The following is a 21,174-nucleotide window of genomic DNA, read 5'->3' as shown; positions in this document are numbered from 1 at the left end:
GCATGACCCTGAACCGCCGCGGCTTCCTCGGCCTCGCCTCCGGTCTGGCGGTCGTCACCCTCGCCGGGTGCGGCAGCCCCGCCGCACCCGCCGCCTCCTCCGCCACCCCGCGCGCCGGCGGCCGGCTGCGCGCCGCGTTCGCGGGCGGCGGCGCCAAGGAGGTCCTCGACCCCCACCTGGCCAACCTGTTCGTCGAAGCGGCCCGGTCCAAGGCGATGTTCGACAAGCTCGCCGACCTCGGCGCCGACGTGTCGCCGCAGCCCCGCCTGGCGGAGAGGTGGGAGCACGCCGCGGACCTCACCCGCTGGCGGATCACCCTGCGCCAGGCCACCTTCCACGACGGCAGACCGGTGCGCGCCGACGACGTGCTCGCCAGCTACGCCCGCATCCTGGACCCGAACCGCGCGTTCCGGGCCAAGTCGAGCCTCGCGCTGATCGACCTGCCGAACAGCCGCGCGGTGGACGAGCGCACGGTCGAGTTCGCGCTGAAGCGCCCGTTCGTGGAGTTCCCCAACGCGCTGGCCGCGTTCGGCGCGTACATCGTCCCGGCGGGCGCCGAGGACTTCAGCCGACCGGTCGGGTCGGGGCCGTTCGCCTTCGTGTCGTTCGAGCCGGGCAAGTCCGTGCTGCTCAAGCGCAACCCCGACTACTGGGAGGGCGCGCCGCACCTGGACGAGCTGGAGTTCCTCATCGCCAACGAGGAGTCGGCCCGGGTGAACGCGCTGCTCGGCGGCCAGGTCGAGTACGCGCACGACCTCACGCCGACCACCGCGCGCAGCCACGCGGGCAGCGACCGCATGACCGTCCACCGCGCGCCCAACAGCGCCGTGCAGGCGTTCGCGATGAAGCTCGACCGGCCGCCGTTCGACGACCGCGACCTGCGCGAGGCCCTGTTCCTGCTGGCCGACCGGCCGCAGCTGGTCGAGTCGGTGCTGGCGGGCAGCGGGCAGGTCGGCAACGACCTGTTCGGCAAGGGCTACCAGCACTACGCCGACGACCTCCCCCAGCGCGAGCGCGACCTCGACCGGGCCAGGTTCCTCGTCAAGCGCGCCGGCGCCGAGGGCCTGACGGTGAAGCTGGACACCTCCACCGCCGCGGCGGGCATGGTCGAGGCCGCCACCGTGTTCGCCGACCAGGCCAGGGGTTCGGGCCTGACCATCGAGGTGGTCACCGGCAACAAGGACAGCTACTGGGCCGACACGCTCAAGAACGGCTCGCTGTCGAGCTTCCGGTCCGGTGCGATGCCCATCGAGACCCACATCGCGCAACGCCTGCTGAGCGGGTCGGGCACCAACGTGACCAAGTGGGCCCGGCCGGAGTTCGACGCGCTCTACGAGAAGGCCGTCTCCACCTCCGACCCGACCGCGCGGGCCGCGGCGTACCGGGAGATGCAGCACTCCCTGCACGCCGAGGGCGGCTACCTGATGTGGGGCTTCGCCGACTGGATCGTGGGCGCGAAGCCGAACGTCGGCGGCATCTCCACCGCGCCCGCCAACACCCTCGACTGGGCGCGGTTCGACGAGGTGTGGCTGGGGTGAACCTCGCCTCCTACGCGGTCCGGCGGCTCGCGCTCGGGCTGGTGCAGGTGCTCGCCGTGGTCACCGCCGTGTTCCTCCTGGTGCAGGCTTTGCCGGGGGACGCGGCGGTGGCCCTGGCGGGCGACAACCCCGACCCGGCGCGGATCGCGGCGATCCGCGCGGCCATGGGCCTGGACCGCCCCGTGCCCGAGCGGTTCCTGGACTGGCTGGCCGGGTTGCCGCGGCTGGACTTCGGCGTGTCGCTGGTGTCGGGGCGGCCGGTCGCCGACTCCCTGGTCGCCGGGATCGGCCCGACGGTCGTGCTGGCGACGTTGACGCTGGTGCTGCTGCTGCCGATCTCGGTGCTGGTCGGCGTGCTGGCCGCGCTGCGCGAGGGCGGCCCGCTGGACCGGGCGCTCACGTCCGTCGGCGTGGCGCTGCACTCGATTCCCGAGTTCGCGCTGGCCGTGGTGCTCATCGCGCTGTTCGGGGTACGACTGGGGTGGCTGCCGCCCACCGCGGTGGGCGTGGACCTGCTCGCCGAGCCCGCGGCGCTGGTCCTGCCGCTGGTGGTGCTGCTGGCCCGGCCGATCTGCTCAATCAGCCGCCTGGTGCGCGCCGGGATGGTGGACGCGCTGGCGTCGGACTACGTGCGGCACGCCCGCCGCCTCGGGCTCGGCGAGACGCGGGTCCGGTTCGCCCACGCCCTGCCCAACGCCCTGGCCCCGGCCGTCCAGCAGGTCGCCCGCACCACGGACTGGCTGCTGGGCGGCGTGATCGTGGTCGAGGCGGTGTTCGTCGTCCCCGGCCTGGGCACGGTCCTGGTGGACGCCGTGGCCGGGCGGGACCTGCCCGTGGTGCAGGGGCTGGCCGTGGTCTTCGCGGTCACGACGGTGGCCGTGAACCTGGTCGCGGACCTGGTGGCCTTCCGCCTCGCGCCACGCGCGGAGGTGGTCGCGTGAAGCGGGCGGGCCTCGGCGCGGTCCTGATCGCGGTACCGCTGGCGTTGGCGCTGCTGGGTCCCCTGTTCGTGCCGGAGGAGCAGACCCGCGCCGCCCCGTTCGTGCCGCTGGGGCCGCTGGGCACCGACTTCGTGGGCCGCGACGCCTGGCACCAGGTGCTCGCCGGCGGCCGGACGGTCGTGCTGGTGGCGCTGCTCGCCACCGCCCTCACCTACGTCGTCGGCGTGCCCTACGGCGTCATCGCGGCCACCGCCCGGCTCAGGCTGGTGGACGAGGTGCTGATGAGGCCGCTCGACGTGCTGCTGGCGGTGCCCTCGCTGCTGGTGCTGATCCTCGTGGCCGCCATCACCGGCCCGGGGTTGTGGGTGCTCGTCGGCATCGTCGCGCTGGTCAACTTCCCCGACGTCGCCCGGCTCTCGCGCGCGGCGGCCCTGGAGATCGCCGGCCGGCCGGCGCTGGAGGCGATGCGGGTGCAGGGCGAGTCGTGGTGGCGGACGTCGATCGTCTACACCGGCCGGTCGATGCGGCGCACGCTCGCGGCCGACCTGGGCGTCCGGCTGACCGGCGCGCTCTACCTGGTGGCGTCGGCCAGCTTCCTCGGCGTGGGCGTGCCGCCCGACGCGGCGGACTGGGCCGTGATGGTGGACCGCAACCGGAGTGGGTTGTTCCTCCAGCCCTGGGCCGTGGTGGTGCCCGCGCTGCTGATCGTCGCCCTGTCCGTCGGGGTGAACCTGGTGTTCGACCGCGCGTTGCGGGAGGTGCGCTCATGACGCCGGTCGTGCACGTGACGGACCTGCGGGCCGAGGCGGGCGGGCACGTGCTGCTCGACGGCGTCGGCTTCGCCCTGTCGGCCGGCCGGGTCCTGGCCCTGGTCGGCGCCTCGGGCAGCGGCAAGACCACCACCGGGCTCGCCCTGCTCGGCGAGCACGGCCCCGGCGTCTCCGTCCGCGGGCACGTCGAGGTGAACGGGCGCGTGGCGTTCGTGCCGCAGCAGCCGGCGTCCGCGCTCAACCCGGTACGCCGGCTGGGCGCGGTGTTCCGCGAGATCGCGGCCCTGCACGACGGCGACCCCGACGACCTGGTGGCCACGGCCCTGCGCCGGGCGCGCGTGCCGGTCGACCTGCTGCGCCGCTACCCCCACCAGCTCTCCGGCGGCCAGCAGCAGCGCGTCGTGCTCGCCCAGGCCCTGGTCGGCGACCCGGCGGTGCTGGTGGCCGACGAGCCCACCACCGGGCAGGACGCCCTGACCCGCGCCGAGGTGGTGCGGGAGCTGGCCGGCGTCGTCGCGCACGGCGTGGCGCTGGTGCTGCTGACCCACGACGTGGAGACGGTGCGGGCGCTCGCGGACGAGATCGTGGTGCTGCGGGCCGGGCGCGTGGTCGAAGCCGGACCCGCGGAGGAGCTGCTGACCACGCCGCGGGAGGACTACACCCGGGCGCTGCTCGACGCCGTGCCGCCGGTCCCCGCCGAGGCGCCCGGGCGGGAGCCCCGCCTGCGGGTCCGCGGCCTCACCGCCCGGTACCGCGACGCCACCGTCCTGCACGACGTGGACCTGGAGGTCGGCGAGCGTCTGGCGGTCGTCGGGCGTTCCGGCAGCGGCAAGACCACCCTCGGCCGCTGCCTGGCCGGGCTGCACCAGCAGGCAACGGGCGAGGTGCTGCTGCACGGCCGGCCGCTCGCGCGGTCGCTGCGCCGCCGCCCGCGCGCCGACCTCGCCGCCGTGCAGTACGTGTTCCAGGACGCGCGGGGGTCGTTCGACGAGCACCGCCCCGTGCTGGACCAGGTCGCCCGCACGGCGGTGCGGCTGCGCGGGGCGCGGCCGGCCGAGGCCCGTGCCGCGGCGCTCACCGCGCTGGCCCGCGTCGGGCTGGGCGGGGAAGCGGTGCTGCGACGGCCGCGCGGCCTGTCCGGCGGCGAGCTCCAGCGGGCCGCGCTCGTGCGCGCCCTGCTCGCCGGACCCGAGGTGCTCGTGTGCGACGAGATCACCTCGGGCCTGGACGCGGTCACCCGCGCCGGGCTGCTCGACCTGCTCGCGGGCGTGCCGTGCGCGCTCGTGCTGATCAGCCACGACCTCGACGTCGTGGCCCGACTCGCCGACCGGGTCGTCGTGCTCCACGAAGGACGCGTCGTCGCGCACGGTCCGGTCGCCACGACCCTGGACGGCGCGAAAGAGAGGATGAAGTGAACGAGCACCACCCCTACGAGGTGCGGTTGGCGACCCACGCCGACCTGCCCGGGGCCCGCAGCGTCATGCTGGACACCTTCTACCACGAGTTCGGCCACGGCTACCGCCCCCAGTGGCACACCGACGTCGTCGACCTGGCCGGCACCTACCTCGACACCCCGAGGCACGCGCTGTTCGTCGCCGTCACGGGGGACGAGGTCGTGGGCACCACGGCCGTGCGGGCGCAGGGACCGGCCAGCCCGCCGCACCCGGAGTGGATCGCGCGGCGCTACTCGGGCGACGCGACGGCGCAGCTGTTCCGGGTGTACGTGCGGTCGGCGCACCGGCGTCGCGGGCTGGCGCGGGCACTGGTCGACGCCGCGGTCCGGTTCGTCGCCGAGACGCCGGGCTACGAGCGGATCTACCTGCACACCGACACCCGCGTGCCCGGCGCGGAGGCGTTCTGGCGCTCGGTCGCGGTGGAGGTGTGCGACGCCCGCGACGGCGACCCGGACCACCACCAGACCGTCCACTTCGAGATCCCCGTCCCGGTCCTCGCGGGTTCGGTCGAGTCGAGGTGACCCGGTCCGCCCGTGGCCGGCGGTCGTTCCACCGGCCACGGGCGGATCCCGGCACGCGAGCCCCGGGGTGCTCCAGGCGTTCCCGCTCCCCGACCGACCGCCATCCTGACGAACGCGTTCGGGGCGGATCTCGCGGGTGCCTGCCGAGCACGGGGCTGTCGCGTCAACCGTCCGCAGAACGCAGTCCCCCGGCAGGATCCCGCTCCAGGGTGTCCCCGGTCAGCATGGCGAGCGCGCCCGCCACGCCGTGCCGTGCGGCGGCGAGGCGTTGTCGCGTGGCACCGTTGCCGTGGGCGAGCAGCGTGCGGAGCAGTGCGCGGGTCCGGTTCAGGTCGCCGGTGGCGGCCAGGGCGTCTTCGGTGTGCCGGTAGAGGCGCGACGTCATCGCGTGCGGTGACGTGCGGGTGCCGGTCCACGGGTCCACGGCGGGGCCGTCGAGGCCGTGGCGGGCGGCTGCCCACAGCGCGTCGCCGAGCACGGCGTCGCCGGACCGCCGTGCTTCGCGGCCGGCGTCCAGGTCGTCCAGCGCGGTGCGCACGAGGGCGCGGACGAGGGCGGCGTAGAGCACCGCCTCGTCGGTCGTGGCCGTGGTGTCGGCGACGCGCACCTCGACGGTGGGCAGGTGGTGCGACAGGCGGGCCAGGCGCGAGCCGCCGTGGCCGGGCGGGATCAGCCCGCACTCGCCGAGCCGGGCGAGGTCGGCGTCGTACTCGGCGGCCGAGCCGAACCACGGGGGGATGCCGCAGGCGGGCAGGCGGGCCAGGACCATCATCCGCCAGCTGTGGTACCCGGTGTCCCGGCTCCGGCGGAAGGGCGAGTTGGCGGTGAGCGCCAGCAGGGTCGGCAGCCACGGCGCCAGGTGGTTGAGCACGGCCACCCCGGTGTCGCGGTCCCCGAGCCCGACGTGGACGTGGCAGCCGCAGACCTCCTGGTCGGCCAGTGCTCCCGCGTAGGCGTCGCTCATCCACGCGTAGTGGCCGTCACGCCTCGGCGGCGCCGTCTCCGCGCCGAACAGCGGGTGCCCCACCGGGACCAGCTCCAGCCCTTGCGCCCGGGCCGCACGGCGCAGCGCGGCGCGGTTGCCGGCGAGCTGCTCCCGCAACCGCGCGAGGTCCGAGCAGACCCCGGTGCTCGCCTCGACCTCGGTGTCCCACAGCTCGCGCGTCGCCCGACCGCCGCCGGCCAACCCGGTGGACGCCAGCCCGTCCAGCACGGCCGCGGCGCTGCCCACGGGGAGCAACGTCTCCCGGCTGACCAGCAGGAACTCCTCCTCCACCCCGACCGTCACGCCGGCGTCCTCGGACAGCACGGTGGACGCCCCGCGCGCGGTGCCCTCGGCGCTCATGGCTCACCGGTCCCCGGGGACCCGCTCCGCCGCCCGGTCGGAGCCGCCGACTGCGGTCCACGCCGCGGTTCGAGGGGCCGACGAGTCCTCGCCCCCGCCCCGTGCCCCCGTGCCGCCCATCCCCGCCTCCGTCCTTCGTGCGCGGTCAGTGCCACGCGACTCTGGAACCCACGAGTTCCCCGACAGGACCCCGCGAACCCCGCTGCACGGCGGAACACCGGCAGGGGGTCACGGGGACTTCACTCCACCAGGTGCGTGACCTCGGGAGACAACGGGGGTGAATTTCCCCCTCTGCCGCAGTCACCGTCCGGAGAGGACGGCTCGACCGGCTCCGACGCCGTCGGGCGACCGGTTGCCACCTGTCGGGGCGAGGCCCCGGGTTCGTCGGCGAGCCGAAGGGATTTCAGGAATGCCACCGCGGCCCGGTGCGCCGGTCCCTCCGGCGGCACGACCTCCAGCAGCGCGACCAGGGCCAGGAGGCGGTCCTTGTCCACGGCCTCGAAGTACCGCACCAGGTAGGCGTTCCAGCGGCTGTCCAGGCGCAGCAGCACACCGCCGCCGTGCAGCGCGTCGACCAGCGCCGGCGTCCCGTCGTGCTCCTCGACGCGCCAGCCCGGCAACCGCGCCACCAACCACCGGAACCGGTCGACCGCCCGCTCGTACTCGCGCCGCTGCACGCGACCCACCCCTCGATCCCACCGACGACCCGCCGCGGTCACGGACGGGTGCACGGCGGCCGGGGAAGAGCCGCGCCAGGATCATCGCACGCGTGTTCGATTCCTTGTCAAGGCGAATCGCCCCGGTCAGGGACCGGGGTGGCGGAGGTCCGCGGGCTCGAGGTCGTCGCGCAGGCCGCGCCAGGACGGGTGGCGGAGCCGGTGGTCGGTGGTCCAGTGCCGGAACTCGACCTCGCCGACGAGCACCGGCTCGACCCACTGCGCGTCACGGGCGAACTCGCGCGGGACCGGCGTGCCGAACGGGCTGGTGGAGCGCCGCAGCCGGGCCAGGCGTCGCCGCATGTCCACCAGCGCCTGGTCGGTGAACCCGGTGCCGACGTGGCCGACGTAGACCAGGCCCGTCTCGTCGTAGGCCCCCAGCAACAGCGACCCGACCGTGCCCGAGCGCCGCCCCTGGCCCGGCTTCCACCCTCCGACGACGACCTCCTGGGTCCGCCGCAGCGGCGTCTTGACCCACGCCGGCGAACGCCGCCCCGGCTCGTAGCGGGACGTGACGCGTTTGCTGACGATGCCTTCCAGCTCGTGCTGCTCGGCGACGTGCAGGATCGTCGCCGGTTCGGTGTCGGGGAAGCTCGGCGGCACCTGGATCGCGTGCTCGCCGGGCAACTGCAACGCGGTCAACACCGCCCGCCGCTCCAGGTAAGGCCGGTTCCACACCGGGCGACCGTCCACTACGAGCACGTCGAACACGTAGTAGGCGACCGGCGCCACCCGCAGCGCCCGCACACCGAGCGCGTGGCGGGTGCGCCGCTGGAGCAGCTGGAAGCTGGGACGCCGGTCCGGGCCGAGGGCGACGATCTCGCCGTCGAGCACCACGGTGCGCCCGCCCACCACCTCCGACAGCACCCGCAGCTCCGGGAAGCGGTCGGTGAGGTCGAGCTGGTTGCGGCTGAGCACCCGCACCCGACCGCCCTGGCAGTACGCGATCCCGCGGTAGCCGTCCCACTTGAACTCGACCGCCCACCCCGGTCCGGTGGGCGGTTCGCCCAGGGTGGCCAGCATCGGCGCGATGACGGGCTGGTCGCCGGCGGCGATCGCCGCGTGTTCCACCTCGACCACCTCCGGCACCGACGGGGTGTTCATCGTGACCGGGATCGAGGCGGGGCGCGAGCGCAGCGCCCGACAGGCGGCCCCTCGCGCCACACGAGTGGCGGACGAGCCCGCCACCAGGCAGCATGACGGCGTGACGAACCCCTACGCCATCGAGGCCGAGGACGGCTACCACGAGCAGGCCGAACGGCTCGGGGCGACGAGGGACCACGCCGACCGCGTCCTGCGCCGGGCCGTCACCGACGCCGCCACGACGCCCGGCACGAACCCGTACCGGCTAGCCTACCTGCAACTCGCCGCGGACCTGAACCGGAACCCCGAGTAGCCGCCGTTCGACGCTCCTCGGCGGCCCGCCCCACGTCGCGGGCTCGCGGTACGTCGGCGCCGCACCGGGTCCGTCACCTGCACGGGTGCAAGAGCGGACGACCGGACTCGTTCCGTTTGCGGGAGTGGATCGTGGCACCCATGCTCGGTCGCGGAAGAGGGCCGTCGGGTGATCGTGGCCCGGTCGCTTCCCCGCGTCACGCGACGAGCCGGCCTTCCCACGAGGAGTGACCACGTCCATGCCCAGCCCCGGTCCATCCGCGCCGCGCATCGCCGAGGGCGTCGCCGTGGTCGTGTCCGTCCAAGGGGATCGGGGCGACCTGGCCGTCGCCGTGGACGACCTGCTGTCCACCTTGGACCGGGTCGGGGAACGCCACTGCGTGCTCCTCGTGCTCCCCGACGACGGCCCGGCCACCACCGGCGACGTCGCCGAGGGGTTGGCCACCCGCTACCCGGACCGGGTGCGGGCCGTCCGCCGCGGACCCGGCAACGGCGAGCCGACGGGCCTGGCGGCGGCCTTGGCCGAGACCGACCACCGGCGGATCTTCCTGACCGACGGCCGCATCCCCGCCGCACGGCTGCCTCCCCTGCTCGCGACGGCGCGGACGGAACGGGCCGACCTCGTCGTCGCGTACCGGCGCGGCCCCGGCGACCGACCGCCGCGACGGATGTCGTGGCTGCGGGCGGTGGTGCCCCCGGCCGCGTCGCGCACCGGCCGCCCGGGTCCGGGCCACTACCTCGTCGACCGGCGGACCCTGACCGACCTGGACCTGGTCCCGCGGTCCGCCGCGGCACGCGGGGAACTGCTCGCCGAGCTGCGCCGGCGTGACGCGAGGATCCTCGTCGAGCACGTGCCCGGACGGCACCGCCCCCCGGTGATCACGCCCGCGGCCCGGAAGGGCCTGGTCCGCCGGGGCCTCGCCCGCGTGGTCGCGCCACGCGACCCGCTCCTGCGGGCGGTGGTGGTGGTCGCCGTGGCGTTGTCGGTCGGCGCCTGCGCCGCGGTGGCCGCGAGCGGGATGACGCTGGCGTACCCGGACGCGGTGTCGCACCTGCTGATCAGCCGCCGGGTGCTCGACGCGTCCACGCCCGGCGCCGCACAACTCGGCGGGGTCTGGCTGCCGCTGTCGCACGTGCTCGCCCTGCCGCTCGTCGGCCACGAGTCGTGGTACCACACGGGCGTCGTGCCGAGCGCCGTGTCGATGTGCGCCTACGTCGCCACCGCGTCCTGGCTGTACCGCATCGGCTTCGCGCTCACCGGCCGCCGCACGGGCGCGGTGACCACGGTCCTGGTGTTCTGCGCCAACCCCAACGTCCTGTACCTGCAGAGCACCCCGATGACCGAGGCGCTGCTGCTCGCCTGCCTGGCCGCGGCGACCTGGCACCTGCTGCGCTGGTGCCGGGAGGGCGACTACCGCCACCTCCTGGCCACGGCCGTGGCCGTCCTCGGCGCCACGCTGGTGCGTTACGAGGGCTGGGTCTTCCTGGTCGCGGTGGCGGTGGTCGTCGGTGTGTGCTCCTGGCGGCGGGCGCGGGTGCGGCCGAAACCCTCCGTCCTCGTGCGGGCCGACCTGGTGTTCTTCGGCTGCCTGGCGGTCAGCGGCGCGGTCGGGTGGGCGCTGTGGAACGCCGCGATCTTCGGCGACCCGCTGAACTTCGTGCGCGGCGAGTTCGCCAGACCCGCCCTGTGGGTCGGCGCGGACGAGCGCGCCGTGGGCGACTGGGCCGTGTCGTCGCAGACCTACCTGCACGCCGCACGCCACGTCCTCGGCCCCGTCGTGCCGGCGGCGGCCGTGATCGGACTGCTCTGCTTCACGTGGCGGACCAGGCTGCGCGACGAGGCGCCGGCACTGCTGCCGCTGCTGGTGTTCCTGCCGTTCTTCGTCGTCGCGCTCCACTCCGGACAGCGCCCGCTGCACGTGCCCGAGATCAGCGGCGACCTCTACAACGTGCGCTTCGCACTCGTCCTGGTGCTGCCCGCGGCGGTGTTCACCGGGTACCTCGTCGCGCCGGCCCACCGGTCGCCGATCCGCTTCCTGCCCGCAGTCGCCGCGCTCGTGGGCTGCGCCCACCTGGCCCTGACCGGGACCGCCACCCTGCAGGAGGCCGCGGCCTTCCGCGCGGGCGCCACCGAACGCGTCAACGCCCGCGCCGCGGCGTGGCTGCGCGAGCACTACGACGGCGGACGCGTGTTGATGCAGTCGTGGGGCAACGAGACCGTCGCCTTCGCCTCCCGGATACCCACGGCCAAGGTGATCTACGAGGGCAGCTTCCGCCAGTGGGAGGCCGCGCTCGCCGACCCCGCCGGCCAGGCCGTCCGCTGGATCCACCTGCGCCGCACACCCGGCGGCGAGGACGAGGTGTGGCGGCGGCTGCACGACAGCCCGTCGGTCCACGCCGGCTACGAGCAGACCTACGCCGACGACCACCACGTCATCTACCGGCACGTGGAACCCCGAGCACCGGAGCGGCACAACGCATGAACGGGACGCAACGATCCATCGCCTACGTGTTCCCGGTCTTCAACGAGGCGGAGAACATCGAGCTGCTCCACGACACGGTGTGCCGGGTCACCCGGGACCTCGCCGACCGCTACCACTTCACCTTCATCTACGTGGACGACGGCAGCACGGACGACTCCGCCGGCCGGTTGCAGGCGCTGGCCGACGCGGACGACCGCGTCACCGTCATCGAACTGGCCCGCAACTTCGGCCACCAGACCGCGATCACCGCGGGCCTGGACCTCGCCGACGCCGACGCGGTGATCGTCATGGACAGCGACCTGCAGGACCCGCCACGGGTGAGCCTGGAGCTGATCGCGCGGTGGCAGCAGGGCTACGAGGTGGTGTACGCCCAACGCCGCTCACGCCGCGACTCGACGTTCAAGAAGCTCACCGCCAGTGCGTTCTACCGGGTTCTGCGCGCGATCGCCTCGGTCGACATCCCGCGCGACACCGGCGACTTCCGGCTCCTGGACCGCAAGGTGGTCGACGAGCTGCGCAAGTTCCGCGAGCGCGACCGGTTCCTGCGCGGGCTGGTCAGCTACATCGGCTTCCGCCAGACCGGCGTCCTGTTCGACCGGGACGAGCGGTACGCCGGCGCCACGGGCTACCCCCTGGGCAAGATGGTGCGGCTGGCCGCGGACGGCCTGCTCGGCTTCTCCGTCGCGCCGCTCAAGCTGATCAGCCGGCTCGGCTACGGCATCTCCCTGCTCAGCTTCCTCGGGATCCTCTACGCGGTCGGCGTGAAGGTCCTGGCGCCGGAGACCGCGGTGCCGGGCTGGGCCTTCACCGCCATCGCGCTGTTCTTCCTCGGCGGGGTGCAGATCACGATGCAGGGGGTGCTGGGCAGCTACATCGGCCGCACCTACGCCGAAGCGCAGAGACGACCGCTCTACACCGTCTCCTCGGTGCGCACCGCCGCCCCTCCCCGCACGCCGACGCCGACCGCGCCGGACCGGTCCGCGCAGCCCGGCGAACGGATGCTCAACCGGTGACACCCCACGTCCTCCACCGCGAGGTCGCCTTCCGACCACGACGATGGGCCGCGGTCACGGTGATCGGTCCCGACGAGGAGGACTTCGTGCACCACCGGAGCGCGGGAGCCCGTCGCGCATGACGACCGACCTCCCGCCGCACGACGTGGCCCGGCCCGTCCTCCCCGAGCGGTTCAGCGCGCGCAGGCTGCTCAGCCACGGCCAGCAGGTCGCCCTGGTGGCGACGTCCGTCGTCCTGGCGGGTGCGGTCGTGGCCGGCGCCGTGACCACCGCCGCGCCGGGTCCGCTGTGGTGGGCGCAGGCGTCGGTGGCCGCGGTCACGACCGTCTACGTGGCCCTGATCTCCTTCCGGTGCCTGCTGGTGGTGGCCGGCCCCGGCGCCCGGATCATCCGGGCGGGGGACGGCGACCCGGCCGCCGACCACGAGCTGCCGCCCTACACGGTCCTCCTCCCCGTGCACCGCGAAGAGGTGGTGCTGCCCGCGCTGGTCGAGACCATCCACCGGCTCGACTACCCCGACCAACGGCTCCAGGTGCTGCTGCTGGTCGAACAGGACGACGACGTCACCCGTGCCGCGCTGGACCACCTCGACCTGCCGCCCGCGTTCGAGGTGGTGCTCGTCCCCGAGGGCGGCCCCCGCACCAAGCCCCACGCGTGCAACGCCGGCCTGGCCCGCGCCACCGGTGAGCTGTGCGTCATCTACGACGCCGAAGACCGGCCTGAAGCCGACCAGTTGCGCAAAGCCGCCGCGGCGTTGCGCGCCCAACCGGACCGGGTGGTGTGCCTGCAGGCCGAACTGGCCTACTGGAACCCCTGGACGAACTGGCTGACCCGCAACTTCGCCGCCGAGTACGCCGTGAACTTCGCCCTGGCGCTGCGCGGCCTCGACCGCTTCCGGCTGCCCATCCCGCTGGGCGGCACGTCCAACCACTTCCGGGTCGACGCCCTGCGCGCCCTCGGCGGCTGGGATCCCCACAACGTCACCGAGGACGCCGACCTGGGCGTGCGCATCGCCCGCCGCGGCTGGGAGGTGCGGATCTTCGACTCCGTGACCTACGAGGAAGCCAACAGCGAGCTGGGCAACTGGGTGCGCCAGCGCAGCCGCTGGATCAAGGGCTACCTCCAGACCTGGCTGGTGCACATGCGCCACCCCTGGCGCCTGCTCCGGGACCTCGGACCCCGGGGGTTCCTCGCCTTCCAGCTGACGTTCGGCTTCACCACCCTCACCACGCTGGTCAACCCGCTGTTCTGGTCGCTGACGTGCCTGTACCTCGTCACCGGCCCGGATCCGATCCAACCGCTGTTCAGCCCGGCGGTGCTCTACGCCGGAACCGCCGCCATGCTGGGCGGCAACCTCGCCATGCTGTACCAGTTCATGGCCGGCTGCATGCAACGCGGCCTCCAGCGCGCCGTGCCGACCATGCTCACCGTCCCCCTGTACTGGGCCCTGATGAGCGCCGCCGCCTACAAGGCACTCGTCCAGCTCCTGCGCCCCGGCAAGCGCCACCACTGGGAACTCACGCGCCACGGCCTGGTCGGCGACCACGAGGAACGCCACGTGCTCCCGGGCTGACCCGCGCTGGTGAACCGCGCCGGGGCGGTCACGTCAGCCAGACCCGGTAAGCCACGACGGAGTGGGCCGGCACGCGGGCGCGCACCTCGTCGGTGGTCGTGCTCTGCTCCTTGCTCCACAGGTCGAACACCCGGTACCCGGCCGCGGACGGCAGGCCGACCGCGTCGACGGTGATGCCGATCTCGCGATCGGACACCCCGCGGTTGAACAGCACCACCACGGCCGACCCGTCCGACATCGGCTTCGTCCACACCTCCTGCTCGCCGTCGTCACGCAGCCGGAACCCCTGCTTCCCGCCCCAGTCCTGGTTCACCGCGATGAGGTCGCGGTCCAGGAGGATGCCCTTCGTCCCCGGGCTCATCACCCTGAGGTCGTTGCCCGCGATCAGCGGCGCGTTCAGCAGCGCCCACATGGTGAAGTGGGCCCGGTCCTCGTGCTCGGCCATGCCCCCGTTGCCGACCTCCAGCATGTCCGGGTCGTTCCAGCCGTTCGGCCCGGAGTACCCCTCCAACCCGACCTGGAGGTCCAGCAACGCCGTCCAACTGGCCCAGGAGTCGGCGATGTCGCGGGTCGTGCGCCACAGGTGCCCGCCCGCCTTGCGCCCCCAGCCCTCCCACGGGCGCTCGTGCCCCCACTCGCAGATGGCGAACACGATCGGCCTGCCCGACTCGCGCAACGCGCGCCCCATCCTCGCGTACCGCTCGGCCGCGGGGCTGCCGTCGTTGTTGCAGTTGTCGTACTTGAGGTAGTCGACACCCCACTCGGCGAAGCTCCGCGCGTCCACCTGCTCGTGCCCGAGGCTGCCGGGGTAACCCGCGCACGTCCTCGCCCCCGCGTCGGCGTAGACCCCGAACTTCAACCCGCGCTCGTGCACGTAGTCCGCCACCGGCTTCAGGCCGTGGGGGAACTTCGCCGGATCCGGCGCCAACCGGCCCTGCTCGTCCCGTTCGCGCGCCATCCAGCAGTCGTCCAGGTTCAGGTAGGTGTAACCGGCGTCGCGCATCCCCGATTCGACCATCGCGTCCGCCGTCTCACGAACCATCCGCTCCCCCACGTCACACCCGAACCGGTTCCACGAGTTCCACCCCATCGGGGGAGTCGGCGCCAAACCCGCCGACACGGAGCGCACCGACGACGGCGCGACCCCGCAGACCACGGCAACCATCACCACCGCGACCGCGACCCGAGCTGCCGACCGGCGCACGACACCCCCGTGGGACAAGACGACGTGGCTCAACGCAACCAGCACCGGCCGGCGGAGGAAACCGGGGAGCCGATTTTTCACCGAGCCGTGGGGCGCTTGGCGGGCCGGCCCGTCACCCGTGCCACGAGGAATCCCGCTGGACGCACTCGCCGAGCCCTTGCCGACGAGGCCGCCGAGGTCGTCCTCACCGGGGTCCGGATCCCGCGCACGAACGCGATCACGGAACGGGGATCGCCCCCGGATCACCCGCTCCGCGGTAGGCCGGGCCAGGATTGTTCCCGGAGGTGTGATCCACGATGTCGGAGTCGACGGAGCCCTTGCCGGACGAAGGAGCCTCGAGGGTCGTCAACACGGTGAACGCGACCTCGGTGGGTGTCGCCGCACAGGTGGGTGTCGTTCACGGCGGCCTGCACCTGCACACGCCCTCCGACGTGGTCGTCCCTCGTCAGCTGCCCCTGCCGCCGAGACCTTTCGCCGGCAGGGGCGACGAGTTGGCGGCGTTGGACAGGCTGCTGGGCGTCGCGGCCGGTGAGGACGCCACGCGGGAGGCGCCGGCGCTCGCCGTGATCGGAGGTGTGGGAGGGATCGGCAAGACGTGGCTCGCCCTCCACTGGGCCCATCGCCGCGCGACGCGATTCCCGGACGGCCACCTGTTCGTCGATCTGAGGGGGTTCAGCCCCGAGGCCGACCCCGTGTCGCCCGCGACGGCGTTGCGGGGGTTCCTCCTCGCGCTGACGGGGAGACCCGACGCCGTCCCCGACGACACCGACACCAGGGCCGCCCTGTTCCGCAGCATCACCGCCGACCGGAAGGTGCTGATCGTCCTGGACAACGCGAGGGACGCCGCCCAGGTCGTCCCGTTGCTCCCGGGCGGTGCCGGGTGCGCCGTCCTGGTCACCAGCCGTCGAGTGCTGGGCAGTCTGGTCGGCAGGCATGGCGCGCACCTGATGGGCTTGGACGTCCTGAGCGATTCCGAGGCCCACAGCCTGCTGGTGCACAAGGTCGGTGGCGCTCGGGTCGCGGCCGAGCCGTACGCGGTACGGGACCTCATCCGTTCGTGCAAGGGCTTCTCGTTGTCGCTGGGCGTGATCGCCGCTCGCGCTCACGTCCACGCGAACATCCCACTGGCGGAGTTCGCGGCCGAACTGCGTGACGAAGGGATCGACGCGTTGGCCGACGACGATCCCGCAGCCGACCTCTCCGCCGTCCTGTCCTGGTCGTACCGGGTGTTGACCGCCGAGCAGAAGAGGACGTTCGCGCTGCTCGGGATCGCACCCGGGCCGGACATCGCGTTGCCCGCAGCGGCGAGCCTCACCGGGCTGTCCGCCTCGGCAGCGGGACGGGCGCTGCGGTCCCTCACCGAGGCATCGCTGCTCAACCGGCAGCCGGACGGGCGCTACTCGATGCACGACCTCGTCCGCGGCTATTCCGCCCTCACCGCGCGACGCGAGTTGACGGAAGACGTCAGGAGGGCGGCCCTGTCGCGCTCCGTTGACCACTACCTGCACACCGCGCTGACCGCCGACCGCGTGCTGTACCCCCATCGAGAGCAGCCACGACTCGACCCGCCGACGCCGGGAGTCCGCCCTCAGCCCATGGGCGACGCCGCGGCGGCCCTCGCGTGGTTCGTCACCGAACGGTCCAACCTGCTCGCGGCCCAGCACACCGCCGCCCGGCTCGACCGGCATCACGCCGTGTGGCAGCTGGCGTGGGCGCACGCCACGTTCCACGCCTGGCGGGGGCACGCGGAGGACCGCCTCGCGCTGTGGCGAGCCGCCGTCGCCGCGGCTGAGGAGCTGTCCGAGCCGGCCGTCCTGGCCTTGGCACTCCGGCACCTGGGGAGGGCGCACGCGCGACTGGGCCGGCACGACGAAGCCGTCACGCACCTGAGCCGGGCACTGGTGGCGAGCCGGCGTCTCGACGATCCCGTGCACGAGGCGCACGTCCACTACCAACTGGCACGGACGCTCGGGCGCGCAGGGCATCTCGCGCGAGCGCTGGAGCACGCCACCCGGGCCAGGCGGCTGTACCGGGGCATCGATCGACCGATCTGGGAAGCCGATGCACTGAACGAGATGGCGAAGCTCAAGCTCGCGCTCGGCGACCACGACCGTGCACGCGACGACTGCCTGACGGCGCTCGCCACCCACGGCCGCCACGGCAACCGCGGCGGTGAGGCAGCCGTTCGGGAAGTCCTCGGTCACATCGACCACACGACCGGCGACCACCACGCGGCGATCCGCCACTACCAACGAGCGCTCGCCCTCCATCGCGACCACGGCAGCACCTCCGAAGCCGCGACCACACTGGATCACCTCGGCCGGGCGCATGCGGCACTCGGCCGGCACCGCCAAGCCCGTGCCGCGTGGGAGGAAGCAGCGGCGCACTACCGGGAACAAGGCCTCCGCGGCGAAGCTCTCGACATCCAAGAGCGACTGGACGCCCTCGGCGGACACACCTGACGACGACCCGGCACGGGGGGGTACCGCGCCCGGACGCGCTGTCATGCCGAACGGCGGACGTCGGCTTGCCCAAGCCTGAACGATGAGCCTGCCGACGTCCGTGGGGTCGTGCGTGGCTGTTCGGCAACAAGGGGAACGTGCCCCGGTAAGACGTCCGGCGCGGACTCCGCCGACCGACGGGCACGGTTGGCGATCTCCGGGCATACGATCCGGTCATGATCTCCGAACCGCCGCTGCCCGCCGATCTGCGGGCGCTGTTCGTCGACGCGGCCGATGCCGGTCGGTCGCTGTCGGTTCCGCTGCCGCCCGGCCGCCCGGTCGTCCCCGAGGAGGAGGACACCGGGCGGCCCGCGTTCTGGCTCGGCGACGGGCCGGCGCCGGCCGGGCTGTGGACGCGGTTGCGTGCCGAGCACGGCCGGTCGGGGTTGTGGCCGCTGCTGTTGGACTCCCTGGACGACGAGGACGAGGAGTACCGGCCCTGGGCGAACGGCGAAGTGCTGCCCGGTGACATGTCCTCGCCGGGTGACCACGATCCGGACGCGGTGCTGGCGCGCTGGTGGGCCCGGAACACCGAAGGGGATCCCGACGACCTGCTGACGCCGGCCGAACGCGCCGCGGTCACCGCGCCGTTCGGGCACACCTGGCCCGGGTTGGCGCCCACTCCGCCGCTCGCCGCGGACCCGGACCGCATCGCCGACGGGCTCGCGCAGCACCTCCTGGCCGGTCACCCGTCACTGCGCCTGGGCCTGGTGGCGGCGGACCGGGGCGCGGACGCGGTGACCGCGGCCGGTTGGACCGGCCCGGCGAACCACACCGGCGACACCGCCGAGATCTCGGCGGTGCTGCGCGGTTGGGAGGAGCGGTTCGGCGCGCGGGTCGTGGGCGTCGGGTTCGCCACGCTCGTGCTGAGCGTCGCCGCGCCTCCCCGCACCCGCGAGGGCGCGTTGGCCGTCGCCGCCGAGCACTTCGCGTTCTGCCCGGACAACGTCTGGCAGGGCGAACCTCCCCACACGCTCGCCGCCTACGCCGACCGGCTCGTGGACGACCACTCGTGGACCTTCTGGTGGGACTGACGGCCACCGCGCTCACCTGCGACACGGGAGACGGTCGCCGGCCTCGGTGTCGCCGCCCGTCGACCGGTGACCGCCGGGTTCAGAGGTAGCGGACGCCGGTCAGCTCCTCGGCGGCCGACCAGAGTCGCCTGCCGACCTCCGGATCGGCGGCCTCCCGGCTCAACCGCGCCTCGGCGACGGGGCCCCGCGTCTCCCAGAGCCTGGACGGGCCGAAGAACTGGCCGCCCCGCACCCCCGGTCCGATCGCGGCGCGCACCTGCGGCTGCGCGCCCTGCTCCACCGACTGGGTGCCCAGGAGCCCGAGCCGCGCGATCACCCTGCCGATCCGCCCCCGGTGCTCCCAGGCACGCGGGGTCAGGTTGGTGCGGGTGAGGCCGGGGTGGGCCAGCACACTGGCGATCGGCGACCCGGCGGCGCGCAGCCGGCGGTCCAGTTCGACGCCGAAGACGGTGGTGGCGAGCTTGGACCGGCCGTAGGCGGCAGCGGCCCGGTAGTCGCGCTCGAACATCAGGTCGCCGAAGTCCAGGTGCGCGGTCTTGTGGGTGATCGAGCTAAGGTTGACCACCCGGGCCGCCCGCGCCGCGGCCAGGGCGCCGAGCAGCAGGCCGGTGAGCGCGAAGTGGCCCAGCATGTTGGTGCCGAGCTGCAACTCGAAACCGTCGGCGGAGGTACGGCGTGGTCCGAGCAGCACCACACCGGCGTTGTTGACCAGCAGGTCGATCACCGGGTGGTCGGCGGCCAGCCCCGCCGCGAACGCCCGCACGGAGGCGAGCGACGCCAGGTCCAGCTCGCGCACTTCGACGTCGCCGCCGATCCGGCGGGCGGCCTCCCCGCCGGCGGCCGGGTCGCGCACGGCCAGCACGACGCGGGCGCCGCGGCGGGCCAACTCGGTGGCGGTGACCAGGCCGAGGCCCGAGTTCGCGCCGGTCACGACGGCGACCCGGCCGCGCAGGTCGGGGAGGTGGTCGGCGGTCCGTTCGGTCATCTGCTGCTCCTGGACGTGTCGGTGCTCCGGACCGACGACGCTAGGAGCGATCCGTGACATCTCGCTGGTTCGCGGTTGCCCGGGTCTGGGAGTCCTACCTTCGCCGGCCGGGGCCGGGGCACACTGGCGCCGTGAGCAGCCCTCGTCCGCACGCCCGGGAGTTCGGGGACTTCCTGCGCGCCAGGCGCGGCCGGCTGCGCCCGCACGACGTCGGTCTGGAGCCGGGCGGCCGGCGCAAGGTCACCGGGCTGCGCCGCGAGGAGCTGGCCCTGCTGGCCGGGCTGAGCACCGACTACTACCAGCGGATGGAGCAGGGCCGGGAGGTGCGCCCGTCCGACGACGTCCTGCACGCGCTCGCCGGCGCGCTCGGCCTCGACGACCGGGAACGCCGCCACCTGTTCGCGCTGGCCCACGCCGCCCGACGGCCGGTGCCCGCGCCGGTGGACCGCGGTCCGGAACGGGTGCCGAACAGCACGCGGCGCCTGCTGCGGGTGCTGGACACCCCGGCGGTCGTCCTGGGCCGGCACCTCGACCTGCTCGACTGGAACCCGATGGCGGAGGCGCTGCTCGGCAGCCCGGACGGCTATCCGCCCGACCGGCTCAACATGCTCCTGCTGATGTTCGAGGACACGCTGACCGGCGAGCGGAGCTGCCCGGACTGGGAGCGGCAGGCCCTGGACTACATCGGCATGATGCGCGCCGCCGTCGCCACCGACCCCACCCACCCGCGCGCCACCGCGATCGTCGGCGAGCTGAGCATCCGCAGCGCCGAGTTCCGGCGGCTGTGGGCCCGGCACGAGGTGCGCGAGTCGGTCAGCGGCACCAAGACCTTCCGGGTTCCCGAGGTCGGCGACATCACCCTGGACTGGGACACCTACCCGCTGCCGGGCAGCCCCGGCCCGGTCGTGCTCGTCTTCACCGCCGAACCGGGCAGCGCCGACGCCGACCGCCTGCGACTCCTGGCGTCCTTGCACGCGACCCGCTCGGAGCCTCCCGGGAAGGGCTGCTCCTGACGTCCGGGCGGCCGGACCGGCTGACCACGACGATTGAACGGCCGGGCATTCCGCGTGGCCCACGAATTGATCACCGCTCGTCCGATCGCGCCGACGCAAATGTTTCGCCACCGGCTGCGCCTTCGCGTCCGTTCGGCTTACTGCCAAACGCGCGCTCCCGTGCGAAAGTAGGGCCCGGAGTCCTCTTCCGTCGCCCTTGGAGCGCATTCATGACATCAAAGGTGCTGTTACGCCTGGCCGGGGTTCTCGGTGCCGCGCTGTTGTCCGTCACGGTGGCCGCGGTCCCCGCGCAGGCGACCCTCGATTCCGGTCAACCCGTGAGCATCCAGCTCCGCGGTTACTCGTCCACCGGGGCCGAGACCCTGGTGGGGCGCATGACCGGCACCATCCGGTTCGACAGCGGCAACTCGCTCTTCCGGGTGGACGCGACCGTGGAACGGCAGTCGAGCTACGTCGACAGCAAGGTCTACATCGAGGTGAACGGCTCGTCTTATGACGCCGTCTACCAATCCGGCGCCATCGCCCGTGATTTCCCCTACGGTGGCACCGTGCAAAACGTCCGGCTGACCCTGGAAGGGCTGTACTACGACGGCGCGACCAATACGGTGAAGACAGTCAAGCGCAGCGCGTTCTACGACAACCCGTTCAACTGAGCCATTCCGGCCCCGGGTGGCGCCGGGAGGTGGTG

18 protein-coding genes are annotated in these 21,174 nt (G+C 73.7%); 13 read left to right on the top strand and 5 right to left on the bottom strand.

Features of this window, described 5'->3' with window-relative positions; genetic code table 11:
* The first annotated feature begins 2 nt into the window (after positions 1 to 2).
* Genes ACWEFJ_RS22815 through ACWEFJ_RS22795 form a run of 5 tightly spaced genes read left to right on the top strand, consistent with a single transcriptional unit; the run spans position 3 to position 5,224 of the window.
* On the top strand, positions 3 to 1,538 hold the full coding sequence (locus tag ACWEFJ_RS22815) for an ABC transporter substrate-binding protein (RefSeq protein WP_449714962.1): 1,536 nt from the start codon (positions 3 to 5) through the stop codon (positions 1,536 to 1,538).
* Complete coding sequence (locus ACWEFJ_RS22810) at positions 1,535 to 2,479, top strand: ABC transporter permease (protein ID WP_378090125.1); 945 nt, start codon at positions 1,535 to 1,537, stop codon at positions 2,477 to 2,479. Before ACWEFJ_RS22815 ends, ACWEFJ_RS22810 begins: the two co-directional genes overlap by 4 nt.
* On the top strand, positions 2,476 to 3,249 hold the full coding sequence (locus tag ACWEFJ_RS22805) for an ABC transporter permease (RefSeq protein WP_449714961.1): 774 nt from the start codon (positions 2,476 to 2,478) through the stop codon (positions 3,247 to 3,249). The genes ACWEFJ_RS22810 and ACWEFJ_RS22805 overlap by 4 nt, the downstream gene beginning before the upstream one ends.
* Positions 3,246 to 4,664 (top strand): ABC transporter ATP-binding protein, encoded by a 1,419-nt coding sequence (locus tag ACWEFJ_RS22800; protein ID WP_449714960.1) that lies wholly within the window; start codon positions 3,246 to 3,248, stop codon positions 4,662 to 4,664. The genes ACWEFJ_RS22805 and ACWEFJ_RS22800 overlap by 4 nt, the downstream gene beginning before the upstream one ends.
* Entirely contained in the window at positions 4,661 to 5,224 is a 564-nt protein-coding gene (locus tag ACWEFJ_RS22795) for a GNAT family N-acetyltransferase (RefSeq protein WP_449714959.1), read from the top strand. The genes ACWEFJ_RS22800 and ACWEFJ_RS22795 overlap by 4 nt, the downstream gene beginning before the upstream one ends.
* A gap of 163 nt (positions 5,225 to 5,387) precedes the next feature.
* On the opposite strand, the gene ACWEFJ_RS22790 is transcribed toward ACWEFJ_RS22795, so the two are convergent.
* The 3 genes from ACWEFJ_RS22790 to ligD form a co-directional block, all read right to left on the bottom strand.
* Entirely contained in the window at positions 5,388 to 6,569 is a 1,182-nt protein-coding gene (locus tag ACWEFJ_RS22790; RefSeq protein ID WP_449714958.1) for a carboxylate-amine ligase, read from the bottom strand.
* A 239-nt stretch (positions 6,570 to 6,808) separates the two neighbouring features.
* On the bottom strand, positions 6,809 to 7,246 hold the full coding sequence (locus tag ACWEFJ_RS22785) for a hypothetical protein (protein ID WP_449714957.1): 438 nt from the start codon (positions 7,244 to 7,246) through the stop codon (positions 6,809 to 6,811).
* A gap of 126 nt (positions 7,247 to 7,372) precedes the next feature.
* Positions 7,373 to 8,389: a non-homologous end-joining DNA ligase gene (ligD, locus tag ACWEFJ_RS22780; RefSeq protein ID WP_449714956.1), complete on the bottom strand. Its 1,017-nt coding sequence runs from the start codon at positions 8,387 to 8,389 to the stop codon at positions 7,373 to 7,375.
* A 100-nt stretch (positions 8,390 to 8,489) separates the two neighbouring features.
* Between ligD and ACWEFJ_RS22775 the strand changes: the two genes are divergently transcribed.
* The 4 genes from ACWEFJ_RS22775 (at position 8,490) to ACWEFJ_RS22760 (ending at position 13,749) form a co-directional block, all read left to right on the top strand.
* Positions 8,490 to 8,681, top strand: a complete 192-nt coding sequence (locus tag ACWEFJ_RS22775) for a hypothetical protein (protein WP_449714955.1) — start codon at positions 8,490 to 8,492, stop codon at positions 8,679 to 8,681.
* 238 nt (positions 8,682 to 8,919) lie between these two features.
* Positions 8,920 to 11,163 carry a glycosyltransferase family 39 protein gene (locus tag ACWEFJ_RS22770; protein ID WP_449714954.1) on the top strand — a complete coding sequence of 748 codons (2,244 nt, stop codon included), beginning with the start codon at positions 8,920 to 8,922 and terminating at the stop codon, positions 11,161 to 11,163.
* Entirely contained in the window at positions 11,160 to 12,176 is a 1,017-nt protein-coding gene (locus ACWEFJ_RS22765; RefSeq protein ID WP_378090143.1) for a glycosyltransferase family 2 protein, read from the top strand. Before ACWEFJ_RS22770 ends, ACWEFJ_RS22765 begins: the two co-directional genes overlap by 4 nt.
* Positions 12,177 to 12,294: 118 nt before the next feature.
* Complete coding sequence (locus ACWEFJ_RS22760) at positions 12,295 to 13,749, top strand: glycosyltransferase family 2 protein (protein WP_449714953.1); 1,455 nt, start codon at positions 12,295 to 12,297, stop codon at positions 13,747 to 13,749.
* A gap of 28 nt (positions 13,750 to 13,777) precedes the next feature.
* On the opposite strand, the gene ACWEFJ_RS22755 is transcribed toward ACWEFJ_RS22760, so the two are convergent.
* Positions 13,778 to 14,839: a glycoside hydrolase family 27 protein gene (locus ACWEFJ_RS22755; RefSeq protein ID WP_449714952.1), complete on the bottom strand. Its 1,062-nt coding sequence runs from the start codon at positions 14,837 to 14,839 to the stop codon at positions 13,778 to 13,780.
* A gap of 410 nt (positions 14,840 to 15,249) precedes the next feature.
* On the opposite strand from ACWEFJ_RS22755, the gene ACWEFJ_RS22750 reads away from it, so the two are divergent.
* Together ACWEFJ_RS22750 and ACWEFJ_RS22745 are read left to right on the top strand one after the other, a co-directional pair.
* Positions 15,250 to 17,415, top strand: coding sequence for a tetratricopeptide repeat protein (locus ACWEFJ_RS22750; protein WP_449714951.1), 2,166 nt, complete (start codon positions 15,250 to 15,252; stop codon positions 17,413 to 17,415).
* 215 nt (positions 17,416 to 17,630) lie between these two features.
* The gene (locus ACWEFJ_RS22745; protein WP_449714950.1) at positions 17,631 to 18,488 is read left to right on the top strand and encodes a DUF4253 domain-containing protein; all 858 of its coding nucleotides are present in this window, start codon (positions 17,631 to 17,633) and stop codon (positions 18,486 to 18,488) included.
* A 79-nt stretch (positions 18,489 to 18,567) separates the two neighbouring features.
* Here ACWEFJ_RS22745 and ACWEFJ_RS22740 read toward each other — a convergent pair whose 3' ends face one another.
* Positions 18,568 to 19,473 (bottom strand): oxidoreductase, encoded by a 906-nt coding sequence (locus tag ACWEFJ_RS22740; RefSeq protein ID WP_449714949.1) that lies wholly within the window; start codon positions 19,471 to 19,473, stop codon positions 18,568 to 18,570.
* A gap of 131 nt (positions 19,474 to 19,604) precedes the next feature.
* Here ACWEFJ_RS22740 and ACWEFJ_RS22735 point away from each other — a divergent pair, with 131 nt between their 5' ends.
* Together ACWEFJ_RS22735 and ACWEFJ_RS22730 are read left to right on the top strand one after the other, a co-directional pair.
* Entirely contained in the window at positions 19,605 to 20,486 is an 882-nt protein-coding gene (locus ACWEFJ_RS22735) for a helix-turn-helix transcriptional regulator (RefSeq protein WP_378090152.1), read from the top strand.
* A 209-nt stretch (positions 20,487 to 20,695) separates the two neighbouring features.
* Positions 20,696 to 21,139, top strand: a complete 444-nt coding sequence (locus ACWEFJ_RS22730; RefSeq protein ID WP_378090153.1) for a hypothetical protein — start codon at positions 20,696 to 20,698, stop codon at positions 21,137 to 21,139.
* Positions 21,140 to 21,174: the final 35 nt, after the last annotated feature.

Source organism: Actinosynnema sp. NPDC004786 (assembly GCF_053601135.1).
Note: the sequence above shows the minus strand (reverse complement) of the source record. Positions and strands in the feature narration are given on the sequence as shown.

Bases quoted from the DNA above. Each gene is read 5' to 3' on its own strand.
- ACWEFJ_RS22815 (WP_449714962.1), top strand. From the start codon at position 3: ATGACCCTGAACCGCCGCGGCTTCCTCGGCCTCGCCTCCGGTCTGGCG.
- ACWEFJ_RS22800 (WP_449714960.1), top strand. From the start codon at position 3,246: ATGACGCCGGTCGTGCACGTGACGGACCTGCGGGCCGAGGCGGGCGGG.
- ACWEFJ_RS22790 (WP_449714958.1), bottom strand. From the start codon at position 6,569: ATGAGCGCCGAGGGCACCGCGCGCGGGGCGTCCACCGTGCTGTCCGAG.
- ligD (WP_449714956.1), bottom strand. From the start codon at position 8,389: ATGAACACCCCGTCGGTGCCGGAGGTGGTCGAGGTGGAACACGCGGCG.
- ACWEFJ_RS22770 (WP_449714954.1), top strand. From the start codon at position 8,920: ATGCCCAGCCCCGGTCCATCCGCGCCGCGCATCGCCGAGGGCGTCGCC.
- ACWEFJ_RS22765 (WP_378090143.1), top strand. From the start codon at position 11,160: ATGAACGGGACGCAACGATCCATCGCCTACGTGTTCCCGGTCTTCAAC.
- ACWEFJ_RS22760 (WP_449714953.1), top strand. From the start codon at position 12,295: ATGACGACCGACCTCCCGCCGCACGACGTGGCCCGGCCCGTCCTCCCC.
- ACWEFJ_RS22755 (WP_449714952.1), bottom strand. From the start codon at position 14,839: ATGGGGTGGAACTCGTGGAACCGGTTCGGGTGTGACGTGGGGGAGCGG.
- ACWEFJ_RS22750 (WP_449714951.1), top strand. From the start codon at position 15,250: ATGTCGGAGTCGACGGAGCCCTTGCCGGACGAAGGAGCCTCGAGGGTC.
- ACWEFJ_RS22745 (WP_449714950.1), top strand. From the start codon at position 17,631: ATGATCTCCGAACCGCCGCTGCCCGCCGATCTGCGGGCGCTGTTCGTC.
- ACWEFJ_RS22740 (WP_449714949.1), bottom strand. From the start codon at position 19,473: ATGACCGAACGGACCGCCGACCACCTCCCCGACCTGCGCGGCCGGGTC.
- ACWEFJ_RS22730 (WP_378090153.1), top strand. From the start codon at position 20,696: ATGACATCAAAGGTGCTGTTACGCCTGGCCGGGGTTCTCGGTGCCGCG.